Source organism: Robertmurraya korlensis, from assembly GCF_023715225.1.
In the GTDB taxonomy this organism is placed as follows: Bacteria; Bacillota; Bacilli; order Bacillales; family Cytobacillaceae; genus Robertmurraya_A.
In genome coordinates, this window is sequence record NZ_JAMBNS010000004.1 from 61,257 (window position 1) to 85,560 (window position 24,304).

Consider the following 24,304-nt stretch of genomic DNA (forward strand, 5'->3'; position numbering starts at 1 on the left):
GAACTATGCCTAATAAAACTGTGGTAAATGCAATCGAAAAGGATCAACAAAAGGAACAAGAATCACTTAACTTGTTTTACTCAACACAAACGGTTATTCAAAAAGCCTTAAATAAGCTAGGATATACGCACGAAATGTATGAATTGTTAAAAGATCCAATCAGAATGTTAACGGTTCGTATTCCAGTCCGTATGGATGATGGGACGGTTCAAATTTTTACGGGATACCGTTCACAACACAATGATGCCGTAGGACCGACGAAAGGTGGCGTACGTTTTCATCCGGAAGTTGATGAGGAAGAGGTAAAGGCACTATCGATCTGGATGAGCTTGAAATGTGGGATCACGGATCTTCCTTATGGAGGAGGAAAAGGTGGAATTATTTGTGATCCCCGAAAGATGTCCTTCAGAGAACTTGAGAGATTAAGTCGTGGGTATGTTCGGGCAATCAGCCAAATTGTTGGACCAACAAAGGATATTCCTGCACCTGATGTGTACACAAATTCACAAATTATGGCTTGGATGATGGATGAGTATAGCCGTTTGCGCGAGTTTGATTCTCCCGGTTTTATCACAGGAAAACCAATCGTATTAGGGGGATCTAAGGGTAGAGAAACAGCAACTGCCCGAGGAGTGACGATTTGTGTAGAAGAAGCGGTAAAGAAGAAAGGCTTTGCGTTACAAGGAGCAAGAGTGGTTATTCAAGGGTTTGGAAATGCAGGAAGCTATTTAGCAAAATTTATGCACGATGCCGGGGCAAAGGTGATTGCAGTTTCAGATGTATACGGAGGGGTTCACGATCCAAATGGACTTGATATCGATTATCTCCTTGATCGACGCGATAGTTTTGGAACTTTTTCTAAAATCTTTGAAAACACGATAAGCAATTCAGAGTTATTAGAGCTAGACTGTGACATCTTAGTACCTGCAGCAATTTCAAATCAAATCACTGCTCATAATGCAGCCAATATTAAAGCCAAAATTGTGGTCGAGGCAGCTAATGGTCCTACCACCCTTGAAGCAACAACCATTTTAACAGAACGTGGAATATTGTTAGTGCCAGATATTTTGGCAAGTGCCGGAGGAGTTACGGTTTCCTACTTTGAATGGGTGCAAAATAATCAAGGCTATTATTGGTCAGAGGAAGAGGTTGATGAAAAACTGTCTAAAGTGATGATCCATTCCTTTGAAAATATATATCAAACAGCTGAGCTCCATCATGTAGATATGCGTTTAGCAGCATATATGGTGGGAATTAAAAAGATGGCAGAAGCGGCTAGATTCCGTGGTTGGGTATAAGATAAGCCGTATTTACTAAGGTTACTGAACCTATATTAGGCAGCCCTGTAAGTAAAAAAGATTTATAAAAGGAGTGAACCTAGTTGCTAGGTAAAGTATATGAATTTATTTATAGTCCTTGTTCCGGTACGATCGAGAGGGTTCTTACAGGGGAAAGTAACCATGTGTATGAATGGGAAAAGTTATTTGTTATTAAAAAGAATAACGGCAGTACAGAGGAAATATGTATTGGGATTAGTGGTCATATCACTTCTTTATATGTGAAAGAAGGCGAAGTTGTAAATCCTTTGACTGTCCTAGCTACCATTCAAGATGATTTAATAATAACCGGATCTGATTAGAAATGAAAACTCTTTCCGATCAAACGGAAAGAGTTTTTTGCATCCCTGATGCAAAAATTAATTTTAAATGCAAAAATAATTGGCATAACATGTTCGAAAAAAGTTCACAATTAAAGCTTTTTTATGTTGGCATGAAATTTGCATTGTAGAATATGTAAGCGCATACTTGCGAGGGGAAAAGGGGGATATAATGAATTTACCTGAAAACAACACTTCACATGAATTAAAAAGAACAATGAAGACTCGTCACTTATTTATGATCTCACTAGGAGGGGTAATAGGATCAGGGTTGTTCTTAGGGTCTGGCTACACGATTAGCGAAGCGGGTCCGATGGGGGCAATACTATCTTATTTAGTGGGTGGACTTATTATGTTTTTAACCATGCTGTGCCTTGGTGAGTTATCTGTTGCCATGCCAGTATCAGGCTCCTTTCAAACATACACGACCAAATTTATCGGACCAGGTACGGGATTTGCCCTTGGTTGGTTATATTGGCTCGGGTGGTCTGTAACGGTTGCGTTGGAATTCCTGGCAGCTGGGCAGTTGATGGAAAGATGGTTTCCAGATGTTCCGGTTTGGATATGGAGTGGGATTTTTGCTGTCGTCTTGTTCTCCTTGAATGCATTATCGGCTAGAGCTTTTGCGGAAGCAGAATTCTGGTTTTCTAGTATTAAAATATTAGCTATTCTACTTTTTATTGTGTTTGGTGGAGCAGCCTTGTTCGGATTCATCGATTTAACAGGTGGACAAGAAGCACCGTTTTTATCTAATTTTACGGCTCATGGCTTGCTTCCGAACGGATTTTCCGCGTTAATTATTACGATGATTGCTGTTAACTTTTCCTTTCAGGGTACAGAATTGATTGGGATTGCTGCTGGAGAAAGTGAAAACCCAGAGAAAACCATCCCTAAATCGATCAAGCAAACGGTTTGGAGAACTCTTGTATTCTTTGTCCTGGCGATTTTTGTAGTTGCTGGATTAATTCCGATGGAAAAAGCAGGAGTGATTGAGAGTCCTTTTGTTGTTGTATTTGATAGCATCGGAATTCCGTATGCGGCAGATATTATGAATTTTGTTATTCTAACAGCCTTACTGTCAGTTGGAAATTCAGGTTTGTATGCGGCTACTCGTATGTTATATGCCATGTCAAAAGAAAAAATGGCAAGTCCTGTATTAACAAAAGTAAACAAAAAGGGTGTACCGATGAATGCATTGATTTTAACAATGGGGATTTCTCTATTGTCACTGCTTTCAGGATTTTTCGCAGCAGAGACGGTGTTTGTTTGGTTACTTTCAATTGCTGGACTCGGTGCACAAGTCGGATGGATTTCAATTACAGCTTCTCAAATTGCTTTCCGTAGAAAATATATTAAAGACGGAGGTAGGCTAGAGGATCTAAAATTTAAAACACCGTTTTTCCCGGTACTTCCAATCATCGCGCTTACATTAAATATTATTGTACTTGCTAGCTTAGCGTTTGATTCTGAGCAACGATTGGCTCTTTATCTAGGCGTTCCGTTTGTCCTTGCGTGCTACTTGATTTATCACTTCAAGATAAAAGCACAACATGAAAATAAGGAAGAAGCAAATTACCAAGTACGAAAAGTACAATAACCATACAAACAAGATCATTCTTGAAACCTTTCCGGCTCCTTACGCGTATATAGTCGTAAGGAGCCGGAAAGGGGAAAGTGTGATGAGTGGATACGTAGGTGTTGGAATTATCGGTGCTTATATTTTATTAACCTTATTACTAGTACCAGTGCAGTATAAGTATATAAAACAATTAAAAGAGACTCAGAAAAGAAACAGGGAAAGAGGAGTTTCTGTAGAAGACCACTATGATCAAATGAGCTTTGAAACACAGCAGTTACACTTTAATGCGCAAGGAAATCTCTTGTTTATAGGGGCTAATCTATTGGCAACTCTTTTTTACAATTTGAAGACTAGAGGGAAGAAGTAATATAGCTTTATCAATGTAGATTATGTGCTGCCATTTATGGCAGTTTTTTTGATATAGAGAATTACTTTTTAATTAGTTTGTACTATTCATAATATTAGAAATGAAAAAATCCATTTTTTGCATTATACTTATCTTACTACGTATAGGTGAGGTATTTATGGAAAATAAAATTGTACCTTTAACGAATTTGATAGACTTAAAAAATCATGGACATATATTGTATACATACAATAAGGTTGATCATTATATTGAAAATGCTATCTCATATATCGTATCGGGGATTGACCAAGGTCATCACATCATTATCATTGAAAGCAAAGATACATATGAACAAATGAAGGTAATATTAAAAGGGATGTTATCGCAGGATGCACTGGACTGCATTTATTTTCTTGATAATTATGAATTTTATCGACTATATGATGATTTTCATTGCGACTTAATTGTCAGTCATTTTTCAGATGTCATTGCTCATTTTCAAGAAAAACATATGACCGTAAGAACGTGGGCGAATGTTTGTTGGAACAATGAAAGGGAAATTGAGTTGAAACTCGAGAGTTTTGAAAAAAATGCTGATCAATGTGTTCGCCATTCCAATCTAATATCGGTCTGCGCATATAACGGGAACAAAATTACCGCCTCTCTCCAAAACAGCATGCTAAAATCCCACGAGTACATTATGACCGATCATGAATTAGTAAAATCTTATTTTTACAAAAATAATTCCGTTCCTTTACCTTCATTAACTATCGCAAAAGAAACCCAACTAGAGGAAAAATTAATTGCAACAAAGCACCAATTGCAATCTTTTATCTTTCAAAATTTAGATCCTGTTGTCATCATTGATAAGTGGGACAAAGTCATTACAGTAAATGCAGCATTTCAGTCAACCTTTGGTTTCACCGCAATGGAAGTGTTAGGTCTAGATGCAAGTGAACTTCCTATCCTACCAGATGATAGAAAATTCGAAGTGATACTTAATAGAAGTTTTACTGTTCTCGGCGAAAAGGTAAAAGGGTATGAAACAATAAGAAAAACAAAGGATGGCAAAGTGCTTCAGGTACAGTTGTCTTGTTTCCCATTGCTTGATGAAAAGAATGAGTTAGATGGCTGGGCTGTAATCATTCGGGATATTACCGAAAGAAAGCAAGCTCAGGAGTTATTAATTAAGTCAGAAAAATTGTCCATTGCTGGAGAGCTAGCAGCGGGCATTGCTCATGAGATTCGGAATCCAATTACTTCTGTGAAAGGATTCCTTCAGTTGATGCAATCAAGTAACTTTGAAAAGCAGATTTATTATGACATTATGTCATCTGAAATTACTCGAATTGAGCAAATTCTTAGTGAACTTCTTATGTTAGCAAAACCGCAAGCCGTTCATTTTGCTCGCAAGGATGTAAGGGTCCTTATACGAGATGTAGTTACGTTATTAGGACCTCAAGCAACGCTAAATAATGTTCAAATCATCATCGATTTCAAAACGGAAGTAGCACAGATTATGTGTGAGGAAAATCAGATTAAGCAAGTTTGCATTAATTTTATTAAAAATGCAATAGATGCGATGCCGAATGGAGGAAATTTAACTATACAGTTGCTTTCTAGTGCAAATGAGGAGTTAATTATTCGTTTTATAGACGAAGGTAATGGAATTCCTGATGAACTAATCTCAAAGCTTGGTCAACCATTTTATACGACAAAGGAAAAAGGGACAGGCCTCGGGTTCATGGTGAGTAAAAGGATTGTAGAGAATCATCAAGGTACTGTTAACATATTTAGTGAAGTAGGAAAAGGGACAACCATTGAAGTGAAATTACCTAACTAAATTTCCTGTAACATGGAGAGGAGAACAAAAATGAAACAAATGCTAAAGTCAAATGAATATGCATCTTATTATTCCACATATGTAGACTTAGTACCTGAAGGAGATATAATTAGCATCTTAATGCAACAAATGGAAGAGACAACTGCCGTTCTTAAGGACTTAACAGAACAGCAGGCTCATTTTTCATATGGAGAAGGAAAGTGGAGTATCAAAGAAGTGGTCGGACATATTGCAGATACAGAACGAATCATGGGGTATAGGCTATTATCTTTTGCACGTGGCGAAAAAGCTGAACTACCAGGATATGATGATAATGAATACGTAAGAAATGCTAGGTTCAATGCTATATCCCTACAAGAATTACTTGAAAACTTTCACATAACTCGGAAATCTACCTTACAGTTAATAAAAAGCCTTTCGAATGAAGCTTTTTTACGAAGAGGAAACGCTAATGGTTCAGAGGTTTCCGTACGGGCGTTAGTGTACATTATAGCAGGTCATGAACTACATCACCGTAATCTTATTAAGGAGCGCTATTTTGGTTCAAAGGAATTTCCTAAATAATATATTTCCGAGTGGTATATCGCGTTTCTTAGGATACGATAGGTCAAAATGGGTAAGGATACAATTAAGATTGTATTTTTAAAGGATGATTTAATTGTCTAATACCCGTCTTGAACAATTCGATAAAGCCGTACAAATGAGAGAAGATTCTACTGATTTTTTAATTCATATTTGGAAAGAGTATCATTTGTACTCAACGTTGGAGTACTGGATTATGGCGTCAATACTTGTTTTTCCATTAATAATATTATTTTTAAAAATTGATAAAAGTAAAATCTTTTTAATTGGGTTTTACGGGTATAGTGTTCATGTTGTTCTTGCTTATGGTGATATATATGGAATGAATGAAGGTTTTTGGCACTATCCTTTTCAATTATTGCCTGCTTTGCCGAGTTTATCAGTTGATGCCAGTATTGTCCCTGTAGGATGTATGCTTATGTATCAATGGACGCTAAATCATAAAAAGAACTACTATGTTTATGCAATACTAACAGCAGGTGCCTTTGCGCTTGTATTCAAACCATTACTTGTTGGCCTTGGATTATTTAAATTGTATGGAAATATCAATTTTATACATTTATTTGTGGGGTACATTTTAATCCTACTTATGGCAAAATTTATGACGAATGTATTTTTATGGACTCAAAAAAAATATGGACCTCCAACCAACACATACTAAAAATACCTTTACAAAAAGTAAAGGTATTTTTATGTGGGAAAGTATGTAAAAGAAGGAATAATGTACCTCTATGTAGAAATAGTTAAACTTGTGTTTCTGCAAACAATAAAAGAAGAGGAAAGGGAAGTTTATCATCCGCTAGAAAAAGTAGTGGAACTGTTAAAATAGGGGGATTTAGTTAATGGAAGTATCATTACTGTTACAATATGGTTGGGTTTTGCTTATTTTGATTGTTCTTGAAGGATTATTATCTGCTGATAATGCCCTGGTTTTAGCTATTATGGCAAAGCATTTACCTGAAGAACAACAGAAAAAAGCGATAAATATTGGATTGCTTTTAGCTTTCGTATTTAGAATAGGGGCCATTTTTATCATTTCGTACCTATTCCATGTATGGCAAGTACAAGCCATTGGAGCAGCGTACTTAATCTATATTGCATTAAAGCATTTGTTCACGAAACATGAGCGTGAAAAAGATGCGAAGGGGAAAAGTTACCGTGCAACTGTAGCATCAATTGCTTTAGCCGATATTGCTTTTGCAGTGGATTCTATATTAGCTGCCGTTGCTCTTGTTCTTGCACTACCAGACACACCACTAGGAGATATTGGTGGAATGGATGCAGCTCAATTCATCGTTATTTTATTGGGTGCGATTGCTGGGTTAATTGTTATTCGATTTGCTGCAGCATTCTTTGTTAGAATCTTAACAGAACGTCCAAGCCTGGAGCGTGCTGCCATGCTACTAGTTGGTTGGGTAGGAATCAAGCTACTCATGCACACTCTTGCCCATCCATCGGTTCATATCATTTCACATGATTTTGTTGAAGGGCCGATTTGGAATACAATCTTCTGGTCAGTCATGTTATTAATCGCGCTCGGTGGTTGGTTCATGTCAGGTAAACAAAAAGCAGTTGGTCACTAAAGTAAAGGTGCATGAATCCTAATTGGGATTTGTGCACCTTTTACATTAATTAAGTATTAGTGCAAGTGGTGAAATGCTTCTTCAATGTTCTCATATCCTTTTTTATCATTGAAATTAGGTTCATCTGTTTCAATGGTCCATTCGTTAGTAATGAGTTCAAATTTCCCATTATGATTCGCCTTGTATGTTTGATGGAGCATGTACGTTCCACCATTTTGATTAATGGTATAGCCAAAATAATATTCTCCATTTGGCCCTTGCTCTTCAAATACACCTATATCTTCTAACTGATATGTATCCATCAACGAGTGAAAAGATTGTTGTAATGTGTTCATAATCTCCTCACGTGTACCATATTTCATTATTTATCATCCTTTCATGGTGTTTGTAAAATAAATCCTCTATCAGTAGTAATATCCTACAAAGTTCAATTTATTAGAAAAAAAGAGAAATAACGAACCTTTCCTAATAAAACCAATAGTTGTTTGGAAAGATAAATAATAACTCAAATATAAAGGGTGTTATTTGGAATGGATGACAAGACAAAAATCCGACTAACGGCAGCAGAGATGGCGGTGTTATGGACTCAATATATAAATGATACAGCTTCCATTTGTGTAAATAGTTATTTTTTAGAAAAAGTAGAGGATCATGAAGTCAAACCCGTTATTGAGTTTGCTCTCAACGGTTCGAAACAAAATATTTCTTTATTAAAGGAATTGTTTATAAAGGAAAGCTTTCCCATTCCGACTGGTTTTACTGAAAAAGATGTACACGTAAACGCCCCAAGACTATTTTCAGATACTTATTTTTTAATGTACTTAAGAAATATGTCTGTTCTGGGAATGGCAGCAGGAGGGTTAGCACTAGGGATTGCCACGAGACCAGAGGTAGTTCAATTTTTTAAAAGAGTTTTAAAAATGTCAGTCAGATTACAAGATTTAACACGTGATTTAATGCTAAAGCAGGGTACGTATGTCCGCCCACCATTTATTTCCACACCAGATAAAGTAGATTTTGTTGAAAGGCAGAGCTTCTTAACTGGCTTTTTGGGAGAAAAAAGGGCACTTGTGGCACAAGAAATTACAATGTTATTTAATAATATCCAAACAAATGCGATTGGAAAAACCTTAATTACTGGCTTTGCTCAAACAGCTCAATCAAGAGAGGTAAAAGAATTCTTTATAAGAGGAAAACGAATTGCTCAAAAGCATATCGACATTTTTAGTGACATATTAAAAAAGGAAGATTTACCTGCCCCGATGACATGGGATACGGCTCTTTCGGATTCGACTATACCTGTTTTCTCTGAAAAACTTATGATGTTTCACGTTTCTGGTATGATTGCGGCTGGTATAGGAAATTATGGTGCTTCCATGTCTGGGAGTCCTCGTAGAGATTTAGGACTAAAATATGCGTCGCTTATTCCGGAGATCGCCCTGTATGCAGAGGATGGAGCCAATATCATGATAAAGCATGGCTGGTTAGAGGAACCTCCTCAATCGGACAATAGAGAGAAATTAATAAATGGGGAGTAAAAAAGACCAATTGCAGGACCATAGATGTGGTCTTTTGTTCGTATTATTTGCTACTTTTTTCAAAGTGAAAAAAGATATTTGTGACCCATTTGGATATAAAAAAGGACCAGCGGGTAGCTTAGTCCTTTGATGAGTTATATAAATGTCATAAGTGCTCCACCAACTACACCTGTCACAACAATGATCCATGGAGGTAGCTTCCAATATACGAGCATACTGAATAAAATAGCCGCAAATGCAAAATCAATCGGAGCTAAAATAGAACTTGTCCAAATAGGCTGGTAGAAAGCGGATATTAGAATTCCTACCACCGCAGCATTTACTCCCATTAACGCCCCTTTTATTTTAGGATTACGACGTAAAGAATCCCAAAAAGGTAATGCTCCCAGCACCAGAAGAAAGGCAGGTAAGAAGATGGCGAAAGTGGCTAATAACCCACCTTGCCAACCGCTTATCACTGTTCCTAAATACGCAGCAAAGGTAAAGAGGGGACCAGGTACTGCTTGTGTAGCTCCATAACCAGCTAAAAATGCCTCATCTGACAACATTCCAGTAGGAACAAATTCTCGTTCTAGTAATGGTAAAACCACATGCCCGCCTCCAAATACTAGGGAACCTGATCGATAAAAACTATCAAACAAAGCTACCCAATGAAGGGATGTGGCCTCTCTTAAAATGGGTAGCAATAGCAAGAGGATGAAAAAAAGTAATAAAGAAATGATTCCAAAACGACGACTGATTGGAAATGCCATCTTTTGTTCATGTGTATCTATTTGTTGCCTGTAAAGAAAAAATCCTAGAATTCCTGCAATGGCGATTACTCCCACCTGAGTAAAGGCTGTTTGCCAAAGAAGAGTGACGATAAGTGCAAATAGTGCAAGTGCTTTTCTTTTTTTATCAGGAGTTAAATTGCTTGCCATACCTAAGATGGCATGTGCAACAACTGCCACAGCAACAATTTTTAATCCGTGTATCCAACCTGCTTCACCCACTTCAAATCCACGAAGTAAAAGAGCAAATACCATAAGGGCCACAACTGAGGGAAAAGTAAAACCGATAAATGAAACAATTCCTCCAAGTACCCCAGCTCTCATGACACCAATTCCAATCCCCACTTGGCTACTAGCTGGACCAGGTAGGAATTGACAAAGTGCAACTAAATCAGCGTAACTTTTTTCATCTAGCCACTTTCTTTTGCGAATATATTCATTGTGGAAATAACCTAAATGGGCGATTGGCCCCCCAAAGGATGTTAATCCTAATTTGGTAGACACAAGTAGAATTTCCAATAATGATTTCAGCTGATTCACCATATCACCTCTAAAGCTAATCTTTTATTTTATAAAGTTGTCCAAGTGAATTATTCTGGACTATTCTAAAATATCATTAATACCCGGTATTTCTGTTTATAACACGTATTATTTACAAAAAATTTATAAAAACTTTACAAAATCTTTACATTGTTCAAGGGTTTTGTTGCTTGATAGGTTACAATTTGTGGATAGGCAATGCCAGACAAAATAATTAAAACACCTAACCATTGTACCCATGTTACCTGTTCTTGAAGTACCCATACTGAAGCGATTACAGCAACTGGGAGTTCTCCAGCACTAAGAATACTAGCGAGCGCGGGACTAATCTTAGGTGCTCCAAGAGAAAACAGGATTATGGGAATAACTGTTCCGAAGGCACCTAAAAGGAAGCTGTAAAACCATATATCGTGTCCGAATGAAGAAAATAACACTTTAGGTGTGAAAATGGTTAGTAGTACTAATAAACCCCCAGTAGAAATATAGAAACTACGAGTAATTAAAGGGAGTTGTGTTTCTACTTTTCCACTTAATAAAATAAATAAAGACATCATAAACGCAGCAAGTAGACCAAAAATCAATCCTACCGTATCTATTTCCTTAACAGTTCCTCCAACCACTCCACCTGCTAAAATAGTGCCTGATATTAATAATAGGAGAGATAGTAGAGTTGATTTAGAAGGCCATTTTTTGGTTATTATTGAATGAATCAATATACCTATCCATGTAAATTGAAAAAGTAAAATGATCGCTATTGAGGCTGGAATAGTTTGTAAGCAATAGTAGTAAAAAACACCAGTCAATGCAGTACATGCACCCACTATGGCCAGACGTATAAACTGTTTCAAACTTATTTTTTGTCTTGAGAAAATAATCATTAGGATAAACATAATTCCCCATCCAAAACCATATTGCCCAGTGGTTACTTCTCGAAAGGTAAACCCTTCTTTGTAAGCCAATTTCACAAAGGTTGATAATATACCGAAGGAACATGCTCCTAGAAAAACATAAACAGAATTCAGGACCAAACGTAACAAGTTAGAACCCCTCCTAAAAATATAAAGAACCCATCTTTATTGTTTTAGTTTCCAGAAAACAATAAAAATGGGTTCTATGAGTTAACAAAATTATACTTTTTTTATAGCGATTGTGACAAGGGATATACTTCTATTTTTATAGATTCTGATGAGGAAATAAGCTTTTAATCATTCATGTCAAACTGTGATTACCACTTTACCTTGTGCATGACCTTCAGAGAAATAATTGAAAGCATCTGCAATCTCACTTAATTTATATGTTCTATCAATAACTGGTATTATACTACCTGTTTCAAGTAGTTCTTTAACATAGATTAAGTCTTTTTGATTGGCTCTCTGTAGTATGTTTCCGATCTTTTTACTTCCGATGATTGATGTCCAGGGTGCTTGTATCATGGTTTGAAATAACTGTTCTCCTGAACCTCCGACGTGAAGAAAGAGGCCATTTGGGTTCAATGCTCTCTTATAAACGGATAAGGGTTGGCCTCCATTCACACCTAATATCAAGTCATACTTTTCCTGTGTTTGGGAGAAATTCTCTTTCTGATAATCAATGACATGGTCAGCACCAATTGAAAGTAAAATGTTTACATTTCTCGTACTACACAACCCCGTCACTTTAGCACCCAGGGATTTTGCTATTTGTACAGCAAATGTTCCTACACCACCAGATGCCCCATATATCAACACTTTTTGTCCAGGTTGAATTTTCCCTTTATTCCGTAGTGCTTGCAAAGCAGTAACTCCAGCCATAGGAACTGCCGCTGCTTCCTCAAAGGACAGGTTTTTTGGTTTTAATGCCAAAGCGTCTTCTGGAACGCACACATATTCTGCAAAGCCACCCCAGCCATAGGCAGATAGGTCACCGAACACTTCATCTCCTAGTTGGAATTGGTTCACTCCCTTGCCTATGGATTCAACTTCACCTGCAATGTCGCCTCCAGGGATAGGGTATTTGGGTTTAAATAAACCAAAAGCCAATCGAGCTAAATAGGGTTCACCTTTTAAAAGAACGAGGTTTCCATAATTTACGGAAGAGGCATGTATTTTCACTAACACTTCCTTGTCCTTAGGAACAGGCTTATCTACCTCTTTTAATAAAAGTACATCGGAGCTTCCATACTTTGTACAAACTACTGCCTGCATGTAAATTCCTCCTATTAATCAATCAAACCCAGATAAATTTTCTAACACTTAAAGATATTCCAGGTTAGAGGTATTAAAAACCAAGGCAGTTCTTTTTAACAAACAAATGGATTAAAATAAAAAAATCCAATTTTTTTAAATTCCTAGTTTACAGGTAGGGATAATGTGGATTATAGTATAGAAACAAAGTTATTTAAGAAGTTGGAGGCTATGAAATGAAAAAGTTAATGGTATTTACGTTTATTGGTTTATTAGCACAGCTAATAGATGGGGCATTAGGAATGGCATACGGGGTGACGTCCTCATCCATGTTACTTGCGTTTAGTATTGCACCAGCAGTTGCATCCGCATCGGTTCATTTAGCAGAAGTGGTGACAACGGCTGCATCTGGAGCTTCACACATTAAATTTGGGAATGTTGATAAACAAACAGTACTCAGACTCGTCATACCAGGATCGATTGGAGCATTTTTAGGGGCTACATTTTTGAGTAATATTCCTGGTGACCTTGCAAAACCCTATATTTCTATTTTTTTACTTGCCCTTGGTGTATATGTTTTGGCTAGATTCTTATTTATGTTTAAAGTTGGAGAACAGAAAAATAATATTGGTTTATCAAGAAAAAAATCCATCCCTCTAGGATTGATCGCGGGTTTTGCTGATGCGACTGGTGGAGGAGGCTGGGGTCCCATTGCAACTCCTGTTTTGCTTTCTCAAAAAGGAATCAGTGCACGTAAAGTAGTTGGTACAGTTGATACAAGTGAATTTGCCATTGCCGTATCTGCTACTCTTGGATTTTTAATCTCCCTTGGTTGGGAACAAGTAAACTGGCTGTGGGTTGGAGGATTAATGATTGGTGGATTAATTGCTGCACCGATTGCTGCCTGGTTAGTACAAAAAATCCATGCACAATTAATGGGTGTGCTTGTAGGAGGGTTTATTATCCTAGTTAACTCTAGAACTCTTGTGACAACATGGATTGATCAAACAAGTGTTTATCCATTCGTTTACGCAGGTATTGCTGGTATCTGGATTGCTTCGATTGTATATATCGTATTAAAAATCAAAAATACAAATTCGAATGCAAGTGAAGTACTAAATTAAGTTTTGCGCCCCCATTAAAAATTAACGTAATTCATTTCTATATGCAAAAGTCGACTGGTTTAATCAACAATTAAAATTTTATGGTAAAATGTTGACTAGAATACTCGACTTTTCATTGAATGAGGGAAAAATAGGGGGCGAACTAAATGAAGGTTTCAAGTAAGGGAGAATATGCATTAAGAGCATTACTAGTTCTAGGGGAACTTCATGGAAAAGTGGTATCGATTCAAGAAATTTCAGATAAAACTTTAGTCACTGTAAGTTATTTAGAACAAATTTTATTAAAGCTTAAAAAATTAGGGTATTTAGAAAGTAAAAGAGGTACAAATGGCGGATATATCCTAAAACGGGAGACAAGGGACATAAACATTGGTGAAGTCATTCGGGTGTTAGAGGGACCACTTTCCCCTATGGGATGTGCATCCATTACGAAATACGAACCATGTCAATTAGAACCTTCTTGTCAACTAAAACCACTCTGGTCGCTTGTTAGAGATACGATCGCGTATGTGTTAGATCAAACCACTTTAGAGGACTTATTGGAGAATCGGATAGCTTTGAACAAAGGGGATGATTTTCTTGCTTTCAAAAGGACAAATTGATGAGCAAGTATTAGAAAAAGTGAAGATTTTACTCGAGAACTTAGAATATGGAACAGTACAAATAACTGTACATGACTCTCAAGTGACTCAAATCGATAAAATAGAAAAACACCGTTTACCATTACAAGCAAGAGGCAAAACACAACAAAAACATGCAAGATAAAAAAATAAATACATGCCAATCGGACAACCGAAGGCTCCTATTAGTTATCTGTTCATGAACATGGACCGTTGCTAAGGGGGCTTTTTTTTGTCGGATATAAAAAAACAGTTTGGTTTTCCAATAGTACAGTAGTAAGACTTGTTGGTAACTGAATAGACTAAACTGGAGGTATTGAGGATGTCAAAACAATTAAGATTGGCTGTAGAAAAGAGAAAGAATTATTTAATTAATTACTTAATCAAAGCAGGAATCTACAAGAAGAACGAGCAACATTTATTTGAGTTAACACTTACAGACTTAGAGCTAGAGTATAAAAAATGGAACAGAAATTGTAAGGAATAAGTGTGGACCTTCGTTAGATGAAGGTCTTTTTTATGTTGTATCAATATGACAAATTTTTGGGTAGCACGCCTATAAGATTTGAATATAATTTAACATACAACGGTAAGGAGTATGTTATGGACGATCAGGTCAAAGAATTATTTGGTGCGGTAATAACTGCAATAGGGACAATACTTTCAGCAATAGCAAGTATACCTACACAGTCCACTAGAATCACAGATTTATATAAAGGCTTAGATATTGTCGGTAATACACTTCAAGGTTCGGGCAATGCAATTCAAGCTGATGCACAAAGCCCCTCACTCGAGAAACTAGGTAATGAGATTCAAGCTATAGGAAATAGTACAGTTGTTGCTGGACTTATTTTGAAGGTTGAAGAAGAAACAGAAGAAAAATTAGTGATCACGGGCAATTTATTACAAGCACTAGGTGGTGGTGTAGCATTAGCTGAGGAAGTTGAGGACCCAACTGCTTCTGGTCAAATTTACAATATATATGGGAACCTACTCCAATCTACAGGGAATTCACTTCAAGCAATTGGTGGATCTATCAACTTAAAAGAAAAGCGAGAGTCGGAATCTGGTTCGTCTGGTGATGTAATTATCTTTACTGGAAGTTGGATTCAAGCAGTTGGTTCAGTAATCTCGATATTTGGTGCTCTTCCGGAAGAAAGCAAACGGGGTGTTCCTTCTCCTTAACACCCCATAAGTTCTTATACTACCTACTTAAAAGAAGTAATTTTATCCCCAACCCAGCAAAAATAGTTCCCTTAAAGTAATTAATAATGTTTGATACTAAAGCATTTCCACTCAATTTGTCTCTTAATCGCGAAGAGAATAATGACACAATAAAAAAGACAATAAAGGTTTCAATAATGAAGATAATGCCTAAGAAAAAGATTTGAAACGATTCATCCCCCGTACCTACATGCACAAATTGTGGTAAAAAAGTCAAAAAGAAAATGGGCATTTTTGGGTTAGCAATATTCGTTATAAAACCTTTTCTAAAAAAGCCCTTTAATTGAGTACCGTCCGGGTCCAATTGAGTAGATTCACTTTTTTCACGAAACGATTGAATCGCTAAGAATAGTAAATAAACAGCTCCGCCATATTTTATTACCTCGAAAACAAAGGGTGATTTTTGAACGATAATGGACAAGCCAAACGCAGCAAGTAATGTATGAATAAATGTCCCCGTTAAGGAACCTAAAATCGTACGGATTCCTGCTTTAATACCTGATGAAATACTTTGTGTAAGAACAAATATCATATCGGGACCAGGTATTAGAATGATAGATAATGACATGCAAATATAGAAAAACATCGTCCTACTCCTTCAATTTATTATTTTTACATATTAAAACATAGAAAAAGAAAATCTCTCAAGAGACTCTACTAATGTGTTAGCAGTCTACCAAACTAAAGAATGACTAGTATTTATATGTTTGTTCATTTAGAGGAAGTGGTTTTTTGATGAATAAATTAAATAAAAAAAGTTGATGAAGATCAAAAGTTGAAAAAGAAGGGAGGGAAGTGATCTTCATAAGGCTGATGAAGATCACAAGTTGATAAAGAAGGGGGAGTAATGATCTTCATAAGGCTGATGAAGATCACAAGTTGATAAAGAAGGGGGAGTAATGATCTTCATAAGAATAATGAAGATCAAAAGTTGATAAAAATCAGTTTGTAACGACCTTCATAAGTTAGGTAAAGCCCGAAAGTCAGAAAAGGAGGGTATGAAGCGGTCATAATAAAGCGGATTATGACCAAAAATCAGTTTGGTTAGCCGTGAGATTGGTTTTAATAATGGTTTAGCTTTGTTGCCTATGTACTTCACGTGCGAGAGATTCTAGAATATACACGACGGGCACTTGAGTGGTAATATTTGCTTTTTCATAAATTTCTTCCGTCACGTAATAGGCAATGTTTACATCAGATATTTTGGCAATCGTTGAACGTGTATTATTTGTGATGCTAATAATGGTACTTCCTTCTTGTTTCAATTGGTTCAAGTGTTCAATCGTAAAATAGTTTTCACCCGACACCGATAATGCGATCGTCACGCTTTTATCGTGGTGTTTGGAGTGAAGCTGTAAAAAAGGATCCTTTATATAAAGTGAGAATTTACCCAAACTAGAGAAGTATCTGGCTCCATATTCAGCAACAATACCTGAGCTGCCGCTCCCGATAAAAATAACATGATCGATTTCTGCAATCAGTTTTGCAGCCTCTTTAATTTTATTTTCTAAGTCTCCATTTAATGTCCGTTCGAAAAATTCAACTACTGAATGGTCTGAATACTTTAGTGTGGCTTTTTTCTCCTCACCTAAATGCATTTTAAGCTTAACTTTAAACTCTGAAAAACCTTCGCAATTAAGTTTACGACAAAAACGTAGTATGGTTGCTGTCGATACATGTGTTTCATCGGCTAATTCACGTATTCTCATATAAGCAACTTTCTCACTATGTTGGCAAACATAATTATATATTGATGTTTCTAATTCATTGAATGATTTAATGACCTCATTTGTAAACATAAAAGGAACCTCTCCTTAGAAATCGCAACTTTCTAATCATACATGTATTAATGTAACATAGTGTTACAACTTTGTAACGTATAACAACCGTTGTTATTAAAAACTAGATACTCCACAATTATTTACTATCATACCAATTAAAATTACTATATTCCTATAGACTAACTAATAACATTTTAGAGAATAGGCTAGGAGGAACAATCATGAAAAACAATCAATTCCCAGAAGGTTTTTTATGGGGTGGAGCTACGGCTGCAAACCAATTAGAAGGTGCATACAACGAAGGTGGTAAAGGATTATCTATCTTTGATATGGTACAATTTGTCCCAAAAGAAGAACGTGGTAATGATATAGAGATGGACGTAAAAAGTAAAAAGGAACTAGAAGATCTTTTAGCGGGTAAAGGTGGAGATAACTTCCCTAAACGTCGTGGAATCGACTTCTACCATCGTTATGAAGAAGATATTGCTTTGTTTGCAGAAATGGGCTTTAAAACATTCCGTATGTCTATCTCTTGGCCTCGTATATTTCCAAACGGTGATGATAGAGAGCCAAATGAAGAAGGACTAGCTTTCTATGACAAGGTTTTTGATGAGCTATTGAAGTATGGAATTGAGCCACTTGTAACTTTATCACATTACGAAATTCCACTTAGCTTAGTACAAAATTACAATGGTTGGGCAGATCGTCGAGTAGTTGAATTCTTTGTTCATTATGCAGAAACGGTGTTCAATCGTTATAAAAGCAAAGTAAAATACTGGTTAACTTTTAACGAAATCAATATCTCTACACTTTCACCGTATATCGGAAGCGGAATCTTAATCGATGAAGTAGAACATAAGGAACAAACGGTATATCAAGCACTACATCATCAATTTGTTGCTAGCGCAAGAGCTGTTAAAGCTTGTCATGAAATTATTCCTGAAGCTATGATTGGATGTATGTTAGCTCGTATGGAAGTATATCCAGAGACATGTAGTCCTGATGATGTTTTAGAAGCACAAAAAGAAGATCAAATGAACTTATTCTTCACTGATGTTCAAGTTCGTGGATATTATCCAAGCTATATGCTGAGCTATTTTGAAGAAAATGATATTAAAATTAACATGCTTCCTGGAGACGAAGAAATTTTATTACAACATCCTGTTGACTTCCTATCATTCAGCTACTACATGTCTATGGTTGCTAGTGGGGCACCAGGTAAGAAAAAGGAAAAAGGAAATTTCTTTAGCGGAGTGAAAAACCCTTACTTAGAGTCATCGGATTGGGGATGGCAAATCGATCCAAAGGGCTTGCGTATTACATTAAAGAAAATGTACGATCGCTATCAGGTACCTCTATTTATAGTTGAGAATGGTCTTGGCGCTTACGATAAAGTAGAAGAAGATGGTTCTATCAATGATGATTACCGAATTGATTATATGCGTGCTCATATTGAACAAATGAAAGAAGCCATCAAAGAAGGTGTTGATCTTATTGGTTACACAAGCTGGGGCTGCATTGATTTAATTAGTGCTGGTACGTCAGAAATGTCTAAACGTTATGGTTTCATTTACGTAGACCAAGACGATTACGGCAATGGTACACTAGCAAGAAGCAAGAAGAAATCGTTTAATTGGTACAAAAAGGTGATTGCTTCCAATGGGGAAGAACTATAAAAAGATTTTTATGAAGACATCTCATTTACTGGGATGTCTTTTTTGGTGAGGTAGTTTCTGTCGTACTCTATATTTGAAATATTCTTGATTAAAGAGGATAATTACATAGAAGAATTTATAACGGAGTGACAATATGACAACAATTGCAGATATTGCTCGTATGGCTGGTGTGGCGAAAAGTACCGTTTCGCGATATTTGAACGGTGGGTCGATTGGTGATGCGACAAAACTAAAAATAGAGAGAGTGATAAACGAGACGGGGTATGTTCCGAATACATTTGCTCAAAGTTTAAAAGCAAAGAAGACAAGTATTGTTGGAACCGTTGTTCCTCGGTTAGATTCTTTTGCTTCTGCAAGAACACTTATTGGGATTGATGAACAACTCCGTGAAGCTGGTTGCCAAATGGTCATCTCGAATACAAGTCAAGATGAAGAAAGAGAAATAGAAAGTCTTTATAGCTTTGCAAGACAAAAGGTTGCAGGAATTATTTTGTTGGCGACTAAAATAACCGATCAGCATCTAGAAGCTTTTGAAAAAATTGAGATACCGATCATTCTCGTAGGTCAACAGCATCAAGATGTATACAGTATTATTCATCAAGATTACGAAGCAGCAAAAGCAATGGGGAAACATGTTTTGGAAAAAGGCCATAGAAAAATAGCTTATTTAGGTGTAACACCAAAAGATATTTCTGTTGGTATACAACGGAGAGATGGCTTCAAAGATGCTGTTTCAGGTATGGAAGAGTGCGAGGTCAAATATTATCAGACAGGATTTGGGATGGGTGAAGCCCTCGAGCAAGCGACACGTATTATTGAAGATTTTCAGCCATCAATTATCGTTTGTGCAACAGATAATATTGCCCTAGGTGCTTGTAAAGCAGCCTTTATAAAGGGGTTAGATATACCAAAGGATTTATCTGTTACGGGATTTGGTGGATATGAGGTCACAGAGTACATTCATCCAAGCCTTACGACTGTCAAATATGAGTTTAAAAATGCGGGGAAAATAGCTGCGCAGAAAATGCTTAAATTAATTGAAGGGGAACAAATAGAAAAAATTACATACACAAATTTTGAATTAATTTCTCGTGGAAGCGTTGACAGTTTCATTAAACATGAATTATAATCAACTCATCGGAACCGGTTCCAAAGCAATGAACTTAGGAACCGGTGAATTAATACTTAAGAAAGGAACCGGTTCCAAAAAGGCGATATTTTTTTATTGAAGTTTGGAATCGGTTCCACATTTGAATAAGGAGGAAATACCAATGAATTATTTATTAATTGCTGAAGAGATTCTTAAAGCTATTGGTGGCAAGGAAAATGTTTCAGCTGCGGCACACTGTGCAACAAGACTTCGACTAGTGTTAGAGGATGAGAGTTTAGTAGATACAAATGTACTTGAAGAAATGGATGTTGTAAAGGGAACGTTCTCAACTGGAGGTCAGTATCAGATTATCCTCGGTTCCGGTACAGTAAATGAAGTTTATAAAGAGTTTACTAGGTTAACAAATATTGAAGAAATGTCTACGAGCGACGTAAAGGATGCTGGATCGAAGAAAATGAATCCGCTTCAACGTTTTGTAAAGATGCTCTCTGATATCTTTGTTCCTATTATCCCAGCGATTGTAGCCGGTGGTTTATTAATGGGGATTAACAATCTATTAACGGCTCAAGACTTATTTATCGCTGGAAAATCTCTTGTCGAAGCAAAGCCTGAACTTGCTGACTTAGCCGCACTTATTAATACGTTTGCGAATGCTGCATTTGTTTTCTTACCGATTTTAATTGGATTTTCAGCAACAAAACGATTTGGTGGCAATCAGTATTTAGGGGCAGCTCTTGGAATGCTGATGGTTCACCCAGACTTATTGAATGGGTATGGTTATGGAGATGCCTTGTTAAATGGCACGATTCCGGTTTGGAACATTCTTGGCTTAGAAATCGAAAAGGTCGGATATCAGGGTAGTGTTCTACCAGTTCTTGCAGCATCGTTTATTTTAGCAAAGATTGAAAACGGTTTACGCAAAGTGATTCCATCTGCATTAGATAACTTATTAACGCCATTATTAACTATATTTGTAACAGGTCTTTTAACATTCACGGCTGTTGGCCCTATAACACGTTCGGCAGGGAACTTACTAACTGACGGCTTAATTTGGTTGTATGATACCACTGGTTTTATCGGGGGAGCAATTTTTGGACTTCTATATGCGCCAATTGTTATCACAGGTATGCACCACAGCTTTATTGCAGTAGAAACACAACTTCTTGCAGATATGGCTAAAACAGGCGGTTCTTTTATCTTCGTTATTGCTGCCATGTCAAATATTGCTCAAGGTGCATCAACACTGGCGGTCCTTTTAATTACGAAAAATGCCAAGACAAAAGGTGTTGCTTCAGCAGCAGGTATCTCAGCCTTACTCGGAATTACGGAACCTGCTATGTTCGGAGTGAATTTAAAGCTGCGTTTTCCATTTATCGGTGCCATTATCGGAGCAGCGGTAGGGTCAGCGTTTGTAACACTATTTAAAGTAAAAGCTGTCGCTCTTGGTGCGGCAGGTCTTCCTGGCATTATCTCAATTAAGCCAGGATCCATTATCTCTTATACTATCGGTATGGCAATTGCCTTTGCAGTAGCCTTTGCTATGACCTATGTATTAGGGAAGCGTGAGGAAAAGAAAGAAAAAAAGAAAAACGGGCTTAAAGCAGCTTAAGACTGAAAAATGAGGAGGGAGAATCGCAATTTTGATTCCCCTCTGTTTGCATAAGGAGAGACTAACATGGAATGGACAAAAGAACGAAGATATCGAAGGTTGGAAGAAGTAAGTCAGGAAGAAGTATATGAGTTGGAACAAAGAGTGCATAGTTCAATATGGCGACAAACTTTCCATATACAACCGAATACTGGATTATTAAACGATCCAAACGGTTTTTCCTACTTTAACGGAGAATATCATTTATTTTATCAGTGGTTCCCTTTAGGACCGGTTCACGGGTTGAAATATTGGTATCATGTGAAATCAAAGGACTTGGTGAACTGGGAAGATGCAGGAATTGGGATCAAGCCAGGTGACTATTTTGATAGTCATGGAGCTTACTCAGGGAGTGCCATCGAACATGAGGGGAAGTTATATTTACTTTATACAGGAAACACGCGTGATAATGATTGGGGAAGGAATCCATATCAATGTTTAGCTGTGATGAATCATGATGGGGAAATAACAAAGCTTCCTCCGGTTATCTCTGAGGTACCAGAAGGATATACCGATCATTTTCGTGATCCGAAAATATGGAAAAAAGACGATCAGTTTTTTATGGTGATTGGAGCTCAAAGAACAAATGAAACAGGGTGTATAGTCCTTTATCAATCAAATGATTTATTGAGTTGGTCCTTTAAAGGTGAAATGAAAACAGAGCTTCCACAATTCGGTTATATGTGGGAATGCCCCGATTATTTTGAACTGGGAGATCAAGGAATTCTAGTTTTTTCACCACAAGGAATTGCTCCAAATGGTGATTTATATCAAAATATTTATCAATCTGGATACTTGATAGGAAATCAACTTGATGTGGAGACTGGTTTATTTTCCCATGGAGACTTTCAAGAACTGGATCGTGGCTTTGATTTCTACGCACCACAATCGATGGAGGATCATAAGGGGAGACGGATCTTAGTTGGATGGGTTGGTCTTCCGGAAATCGACTATCCGACGGATGCACATGGTTGGGCTCATTGTTTATCCTTACCAAGAGAGTTAACCGAAAAAAACGGGAAGCTACTTCAAAATCCAGTGAAGGAATTGGAAGGGTTAAGAAAAAATGAAAAACATTTGGAGGAAATCCTTCATGATGAAGGAAAATCCTATGCTGGTTTCACCGGTATGACGTACGAGCTAATCACTGAATTTCATAACCATGATGCAAAAACCTTTGGAATTGAATTTCGAACAGGAAAAAATGAAAAAACAATCATTATTTATGATACGATAGAAAAGAAGCTAGTCCTCGACCGGACACTTTCTGGAACATCCTTCGCCACGTCTTATGGGACAGTGAGAAAATGTACGTTGGACAGCAAGAAAATTAAACTTCAGATGTTTGTTGATGTATCCTCAGTTGAGATTTTTGTTAATGATGGAGAAGAAGTTTTTACAAGTAGAATCTTTCCTAGCCAAGAGAGTGAAGGAATCCGCTTTTTTGCTACAGGAGGGAAGGTTTCTTTTCAGGCAAAGAAATGGGAATTACAAAAAAATCAGTAGAAAGAGGTAGGAAAATGGGGAAGTTATTTTCTATCGGAGAAGTATTAATTGATTTTATCCCTTTGGAAAAAGGAAAAGCCTTGAAGGATGTTATTTCTTTTGAACGTGCACCAGGAGGGGCTCCAGCTAACGTAGCAGCAGCCGTGGCCAAATATGGTGGATCCTCTTCTATGATCACTAAACTTGGAGTAGATGCGTTTGGTGACTTTTTAGTGGAAAAGTTGGAAGAAGCCGGCGTAGAGACAGAAAAGATCAGCCGGACGACAGAGGCCAATACAGGTCTTGCCTTTGTATCTCTTCGACTAGATGGAGAGAGAGATTTTTCTTTTTACCGTAATCCATCCGCTGACTTACTATTAGATGAAGCAGAAATTGATGAAGAGTGGTTTAATGAGGGGGACATTCTCCACTTTTGTTCGGTTGATTTAGTTGAAAGCCCAATGAAACGCGCGCATACCAAAGCGATTCGGGCGATGAAGGCAAAAGGCGGCCTTATTAGTTTTGATCCCAATGTACGACTTCCACTCTGGAAGGATGCAGAAGAATGCAAAAATACCATTCTGGAGTTTATTCCGGAAGCACATCTCGTCAAAATTTCCGATGAAGAGCTCGAATTCATAACTGGAATAGCTGACGAAAAAACGGCTATTTCTTCTCTATTTCAAGGAGAGGTAAAAGCAATCATTTATACCAAGGGAGCCAGCGGTGCAGAACTTTATGTAAATGGCAAAAAGTTTGAATCGCATGGCTTTAAGGCAAATGTACAAGATACAACAGGTGCTGGAGATGCTTTTATTGGTGGATTCTTATACAAGCTTTTAGAAAATAACACTAGCATTGAAGAAATAGCACAACTATTAGAGACAAAAGCAGAGGAATTTCTTACATTTGCGAATGCAAGTGGGGCATTAACTACAGAAGGCAAGGGAGCGATTTCTGCTCTTCCTACAGTAGAGGAAATTAATAAACTAATCCATAAATAGCGAAAAGGAACTTGCGTGAATATAGCAAGTT

Annotated in this window: 25 protein-coding genes; 19 read left to right on the forward strand and 6 right to left on the reverse strand. The window is 37.1% G+C overall.

Going from position 1 to position 24,304, the window contains the following annotated elements:
• Positions 1-5 precede the first annotated feature (5 nt).
• The 8 genes from M3175_RS08895 (at position 6) to M3175_RS08930 (ending at position 7,590) form a co-directional block, all read left to right on the forward strand.
• A complete protein-coding gene (locus tag M3175_RS08895; protein ID WP_251518011.1) occupies positions 6-1,298 on the forward strand; it encodes a Glu/Leu/Phe/Val family dehydrogenase in 1,293 nt (430 codons plus the stop codon).
• A gap of 83 nt (positions 1,299-1,381) precedes the next feature.
• Positions 1,382-1,639 carry a biotin/lipoyl attachment domain-containing protein gene (locus tag M3175_RS08900; RefSeq protein ID WP_251518055.1) on the forward strand — a complete coding sequence of 86 codons (258 nt, stop codon included), beginning with the start codon at positions 1,382-1,384 and terminating at the stop codon, positions 1,637-1,639.
• Between the two features lie 190 nt (positions 1,640-1,829).
• Positions 1,830-3,254, forward strand: coding sequence for an amino acid permease (locus M3175_RS08905; protein ID WP_251518059.1), 1,425 nt, complete (start codon positions 1,830-1,832; stop codon positions 3,252-3,254).
• 82 nt (positions 3,255-3,336) lie between these two features.
• Complete coding sequence (locus M3175_RS08910; RefSeq protein ID WP_251518063.1) at positions 3,337-3,603, forward strand: DUF3949 domain-containing protein; 267 nt, start codon at positions 3,337-3,339, stop codon at positions 3,601-3,603.
• A 157-nt stretch (positions 3,604-3,760) separates the two neighbouring features.
• The gene (locus tag M3175_RS08915) at positions 3,761-5,425 is read left to right on the forward strand and encodes an ATP-binding protein (RefSeq protein WP_251518066.1); all 1,665 of its coding nucleotides are present in this window, start codon (positions 3,761-3,763) and stop codon (positions 5,423-5,425) included.
• 30 nt (positions 5,426-5,455) lie between these two features.
• Positions 5,456-5,989, forward strand: coding sequence for a DinB family protein (locus M3175_RS08920; RefSeq protein ID WP_251518071.1), 534 nt, complete (start codon positions 5,456-5,458; stop codon positions 5,987-5,989).
• A gap of 94 nt (positions 5,990-6,083) precedes the next feature.
• Positions 6,084-6,668 (forward strand): CBO0543 family protein, encoded by a 585-nt coding sequence (locus M3175_RS08925; RefSeq protein WP_251518074.1) that lies wholly within the window; start codon positions 6,084-6,086, stop codon positions 6,666-6,668.
• 181 nt (positions 6,669-6,849) lie between these two features.
• On the forward strand, positions 6,850-7,590 hold the full coding sequence (locus M3175_RS08930; protein WP_251518078.1) for a TerC family protein: 741 nt from the start codon (positions 6,850-6,852) through the stop codon (positions 7,588-7,590).
• Between the two features lie 56 nt (positions 7,591-7,646).
• Here the strand turns inward: M3175_RS08930 and M3175_RS08935 are convergent, their stop codons facing one another.
• The gene (locus M3175_RS08935; protein ID WP_251518081.1) at positions 7,647-7,952 is read right to left on the reverse strand and encodes a DUF5634 family protein; all 306 of its coding nucleotides are present in this window, start codon (positions 7,950-7,952) and stop codon (positions 7,647-7,649) included.
• Positions 7,953-8,120: 168 nt separating this feature from the next.
• Between M3175_RS08935 and M3175_RS08940 the strand changes: the two genes are divergently transcribed.
• Positions 8,121-9,128 carry a DUF3231 family protein gene (locus M3175_RS08940; protein WP_251518085.1) on the forward strand — a complete coding sequence of 336 codons (1,008 nt, stop codon included), beginning with the start codon at positions 8,121-8,123 and terminating at the stop codon, positions 9,126-9,128.
• Positions 9,129-9,262: 134 nt separating this feature from the next.
• Here the strand turns inward: M3175_RS08940 and chrA are convergent, their stop codons facing one another.
• From chrA to M3175_RS08955, 3 genes are all read right to left on the reverse strand, one after another.
• Positions 9,263-10,441 carry a chromate efflux transporter gene (gene chrA, locus M3175_RS08945; RefSeq protein WP_251518088.1) on the reverse strand — a complete coding sequence of 393 codons (1,179 nt, stop codon included), beginning with the start codon at positions 10,439-10,441 and terminating at the stop codon, positions 9,263-9,265.
• Between the two features lie 131 nt (positions 10,442-10,572).
• Positions 10,573-11,475: an EamA family transporter gene (locus M3175_RS08950; protein ID WP_251518091.1), complete on the reverse strand. Its 903-nt coding sequence runs from the start codon at positions 11,473-11,475 to the stop codon at positions 10,573-10,575.
• A gap of 177 nt (positions 11,476-11,652) precedes the next feature.
• Positions 11,653-12,621: an NAD(P)-dependent alcohol dehydrogenase gene (locus M3175_RS08955; protein WP_251518095.1), complete on the reverse strand. Its 969-nt coding sequence runs from the start codon at positions 12,619-12,621 to the stop codon at positions 11,653-11,655.
• Between the two features lie 215 nt (positions 12,622-12,836).
• Here M3175_RS08955 and M3175_RS08960 point away from each other — a divergent pair, with 215 nt between their 5' ends.
• From M3175_RS08960 to M3175_RS08980, 5 genes are all read left to right on the forward strand, one after another.
• On the forward strand, positions 12,837-13,724 hold the full coding sequence (locus tag M3175_RS08960) for a sulfite exporter TauE/SafE family protein (RefSeq protein WP_251518099.1): 888 nt from the start codon (positions 12,837-12,839) through the stop codon (positions 13,722-13,724).
• Between the two features lie 146 nt (positions 13,725-13,870).
• Positions 13,871-14,326 carry an RrF2 family transcriptional regulator gene (locus M3175_RS08965; RefSeq protein WP_251518102.1) on the forward strand — a complete coding sequence of 152 codons (456 nt, stop codon included), beginning with the start codon at positions 13,871-13,873 and terminating at the stop codon, positions 14,324-14,326.
• On the forward strand, positions 14,304-14,489 hold the full coding sequence (locus tag M3175_RS08970; protein WP_251518105.1) for a YezD family protein: 186 nt from the start codon (positions 14,304-14,306) through the stop codon (positions 14,487-14,489). The genes M3175_RS08965 and M3175_RS08970 overlap by 23 nt, the downstream gene beginning before the upstream one ends.
• A 177-nt stretch (positions 14,490-14,666) precedes the next feature.
• Complete coding sequence (locus tag M3175_RS08975) at positions 14,667-14,831, forward strand: Fur-regulated basic protein FbpA (protein WP_251518108.1); 165 nt, start codon at positions 14,667-14,669, stop codon at positions 14,829-14,831.
• A 116-nt stretch (positions 14,832-14,947) separates the two neighbouring features.
• Entirely contained in the window at positions 14,948-15,529 is a 582-nt protein-coding gene (locus M3175_RS08980) for a DUF6944 family repetitive protein (protein WP_251518111.1), read from the forward strand.
• Positions 15,530-15,548: 19 nt separating this feature from the next.
• Here the strand turns inward: M3175_RS08980 and M3175_RS08985 are convergent, their stop codons facing one another.
• Both M3175_RS08985 and M3175_RS08990 read right to left on the reverse strand, forming a co-directional pair.
• Positions 15,549-16,154: a LysE family translocator gene (locus tag M3175_RS08985; RefSeq protein ID WP_251518113.1), complete on the reverse strand. Its 606-nt coding sequence runs from the start codon at positions 16,152-16,154 to the stop codon at positions 15,549-15,551.
• Between the two features lie 487 nt (positions 16,155-16,641).
• A complete protein-coding gene (locus M3175_RS08990) occupies positions 16,642-17,367 on the reverse strand; it encodes a MurR/RpiR family transcriptional regulator (protein WP_251518115.1) in 726 nt (241 codons plus the stop codon).
• 203 nt (positions 17,368-17,570) lie between these two features.
• On the opposite strand from M3175_RS08990, the gene M3175_RS08995 reads away from it, so the two are divergent.
• The 5 genes from M3175_RS08995 (at position 17,571) to M3175_RS09015 (ending at position 24,273) form a co-directional block, all read left to right on the forward strand.
• Positions 17,571-19,025: a glycoside hydrolase family 1 protein gene (locus M3175_RS08995; protein WP_251518117.1), complete on the forward strand. Its 1,455-nt coding sequence runs from the start codon at positions 17,571-17,573 to the stop codon at positions 19,023-19,025.
• Positions 19,026-19,158: 133 nt separating this feature from the next.
• Positions 19,159-20,154 (forward strand): LacI family DNA-binding transcriptional regulator, encoded by a 996-nt coding sequence (locus M3175_RS09000; RefSeq protein ID WP_251518119.1) that lies wholly within the window; start codon positions 19,159-19,161, stop codon positions 20,152-20,154.
• 142 nt (positions 20,155-20,296) lie between these two features.
• Positions 20,297-21,745 (forward strand): sucrose-specific PTS transporter subunit IIBC, encoded by a 1,449-nt coding sequence (locus tag M3175_RS09005; RefSeq protein WP_251518121.1) that lies wholly within the window; start codon positions 20,297-20,299, stop codon positions 21,743-21,745.
• Between the two features lie 66 nt (positions 21,746-21,811).
• Entirely contained in the window at positions 21,812-23,290 is a 1,479-nt protein-coding gene (locus M3175_RS09010) for a glycoside hydrolase family 32 protein (RefSeq protein ID WP_251518123.1), read from the forward strand.
• Between the two features lie 14 nt (positions 23,291-23,304).
• Complete coding sequence (locus M3175_RS09015) at positions 23,305-24,273, forward strand: carbohydrate kinase family protein (RefSeq protein ID WP_251518126.1); 969 nt, start codon at positions 23,305-23,307, stop codon at positions 24,271-24,273.
• The last annotated feature ends 31 nt before the right edge of the window (positions 24,274-24,304 follow it).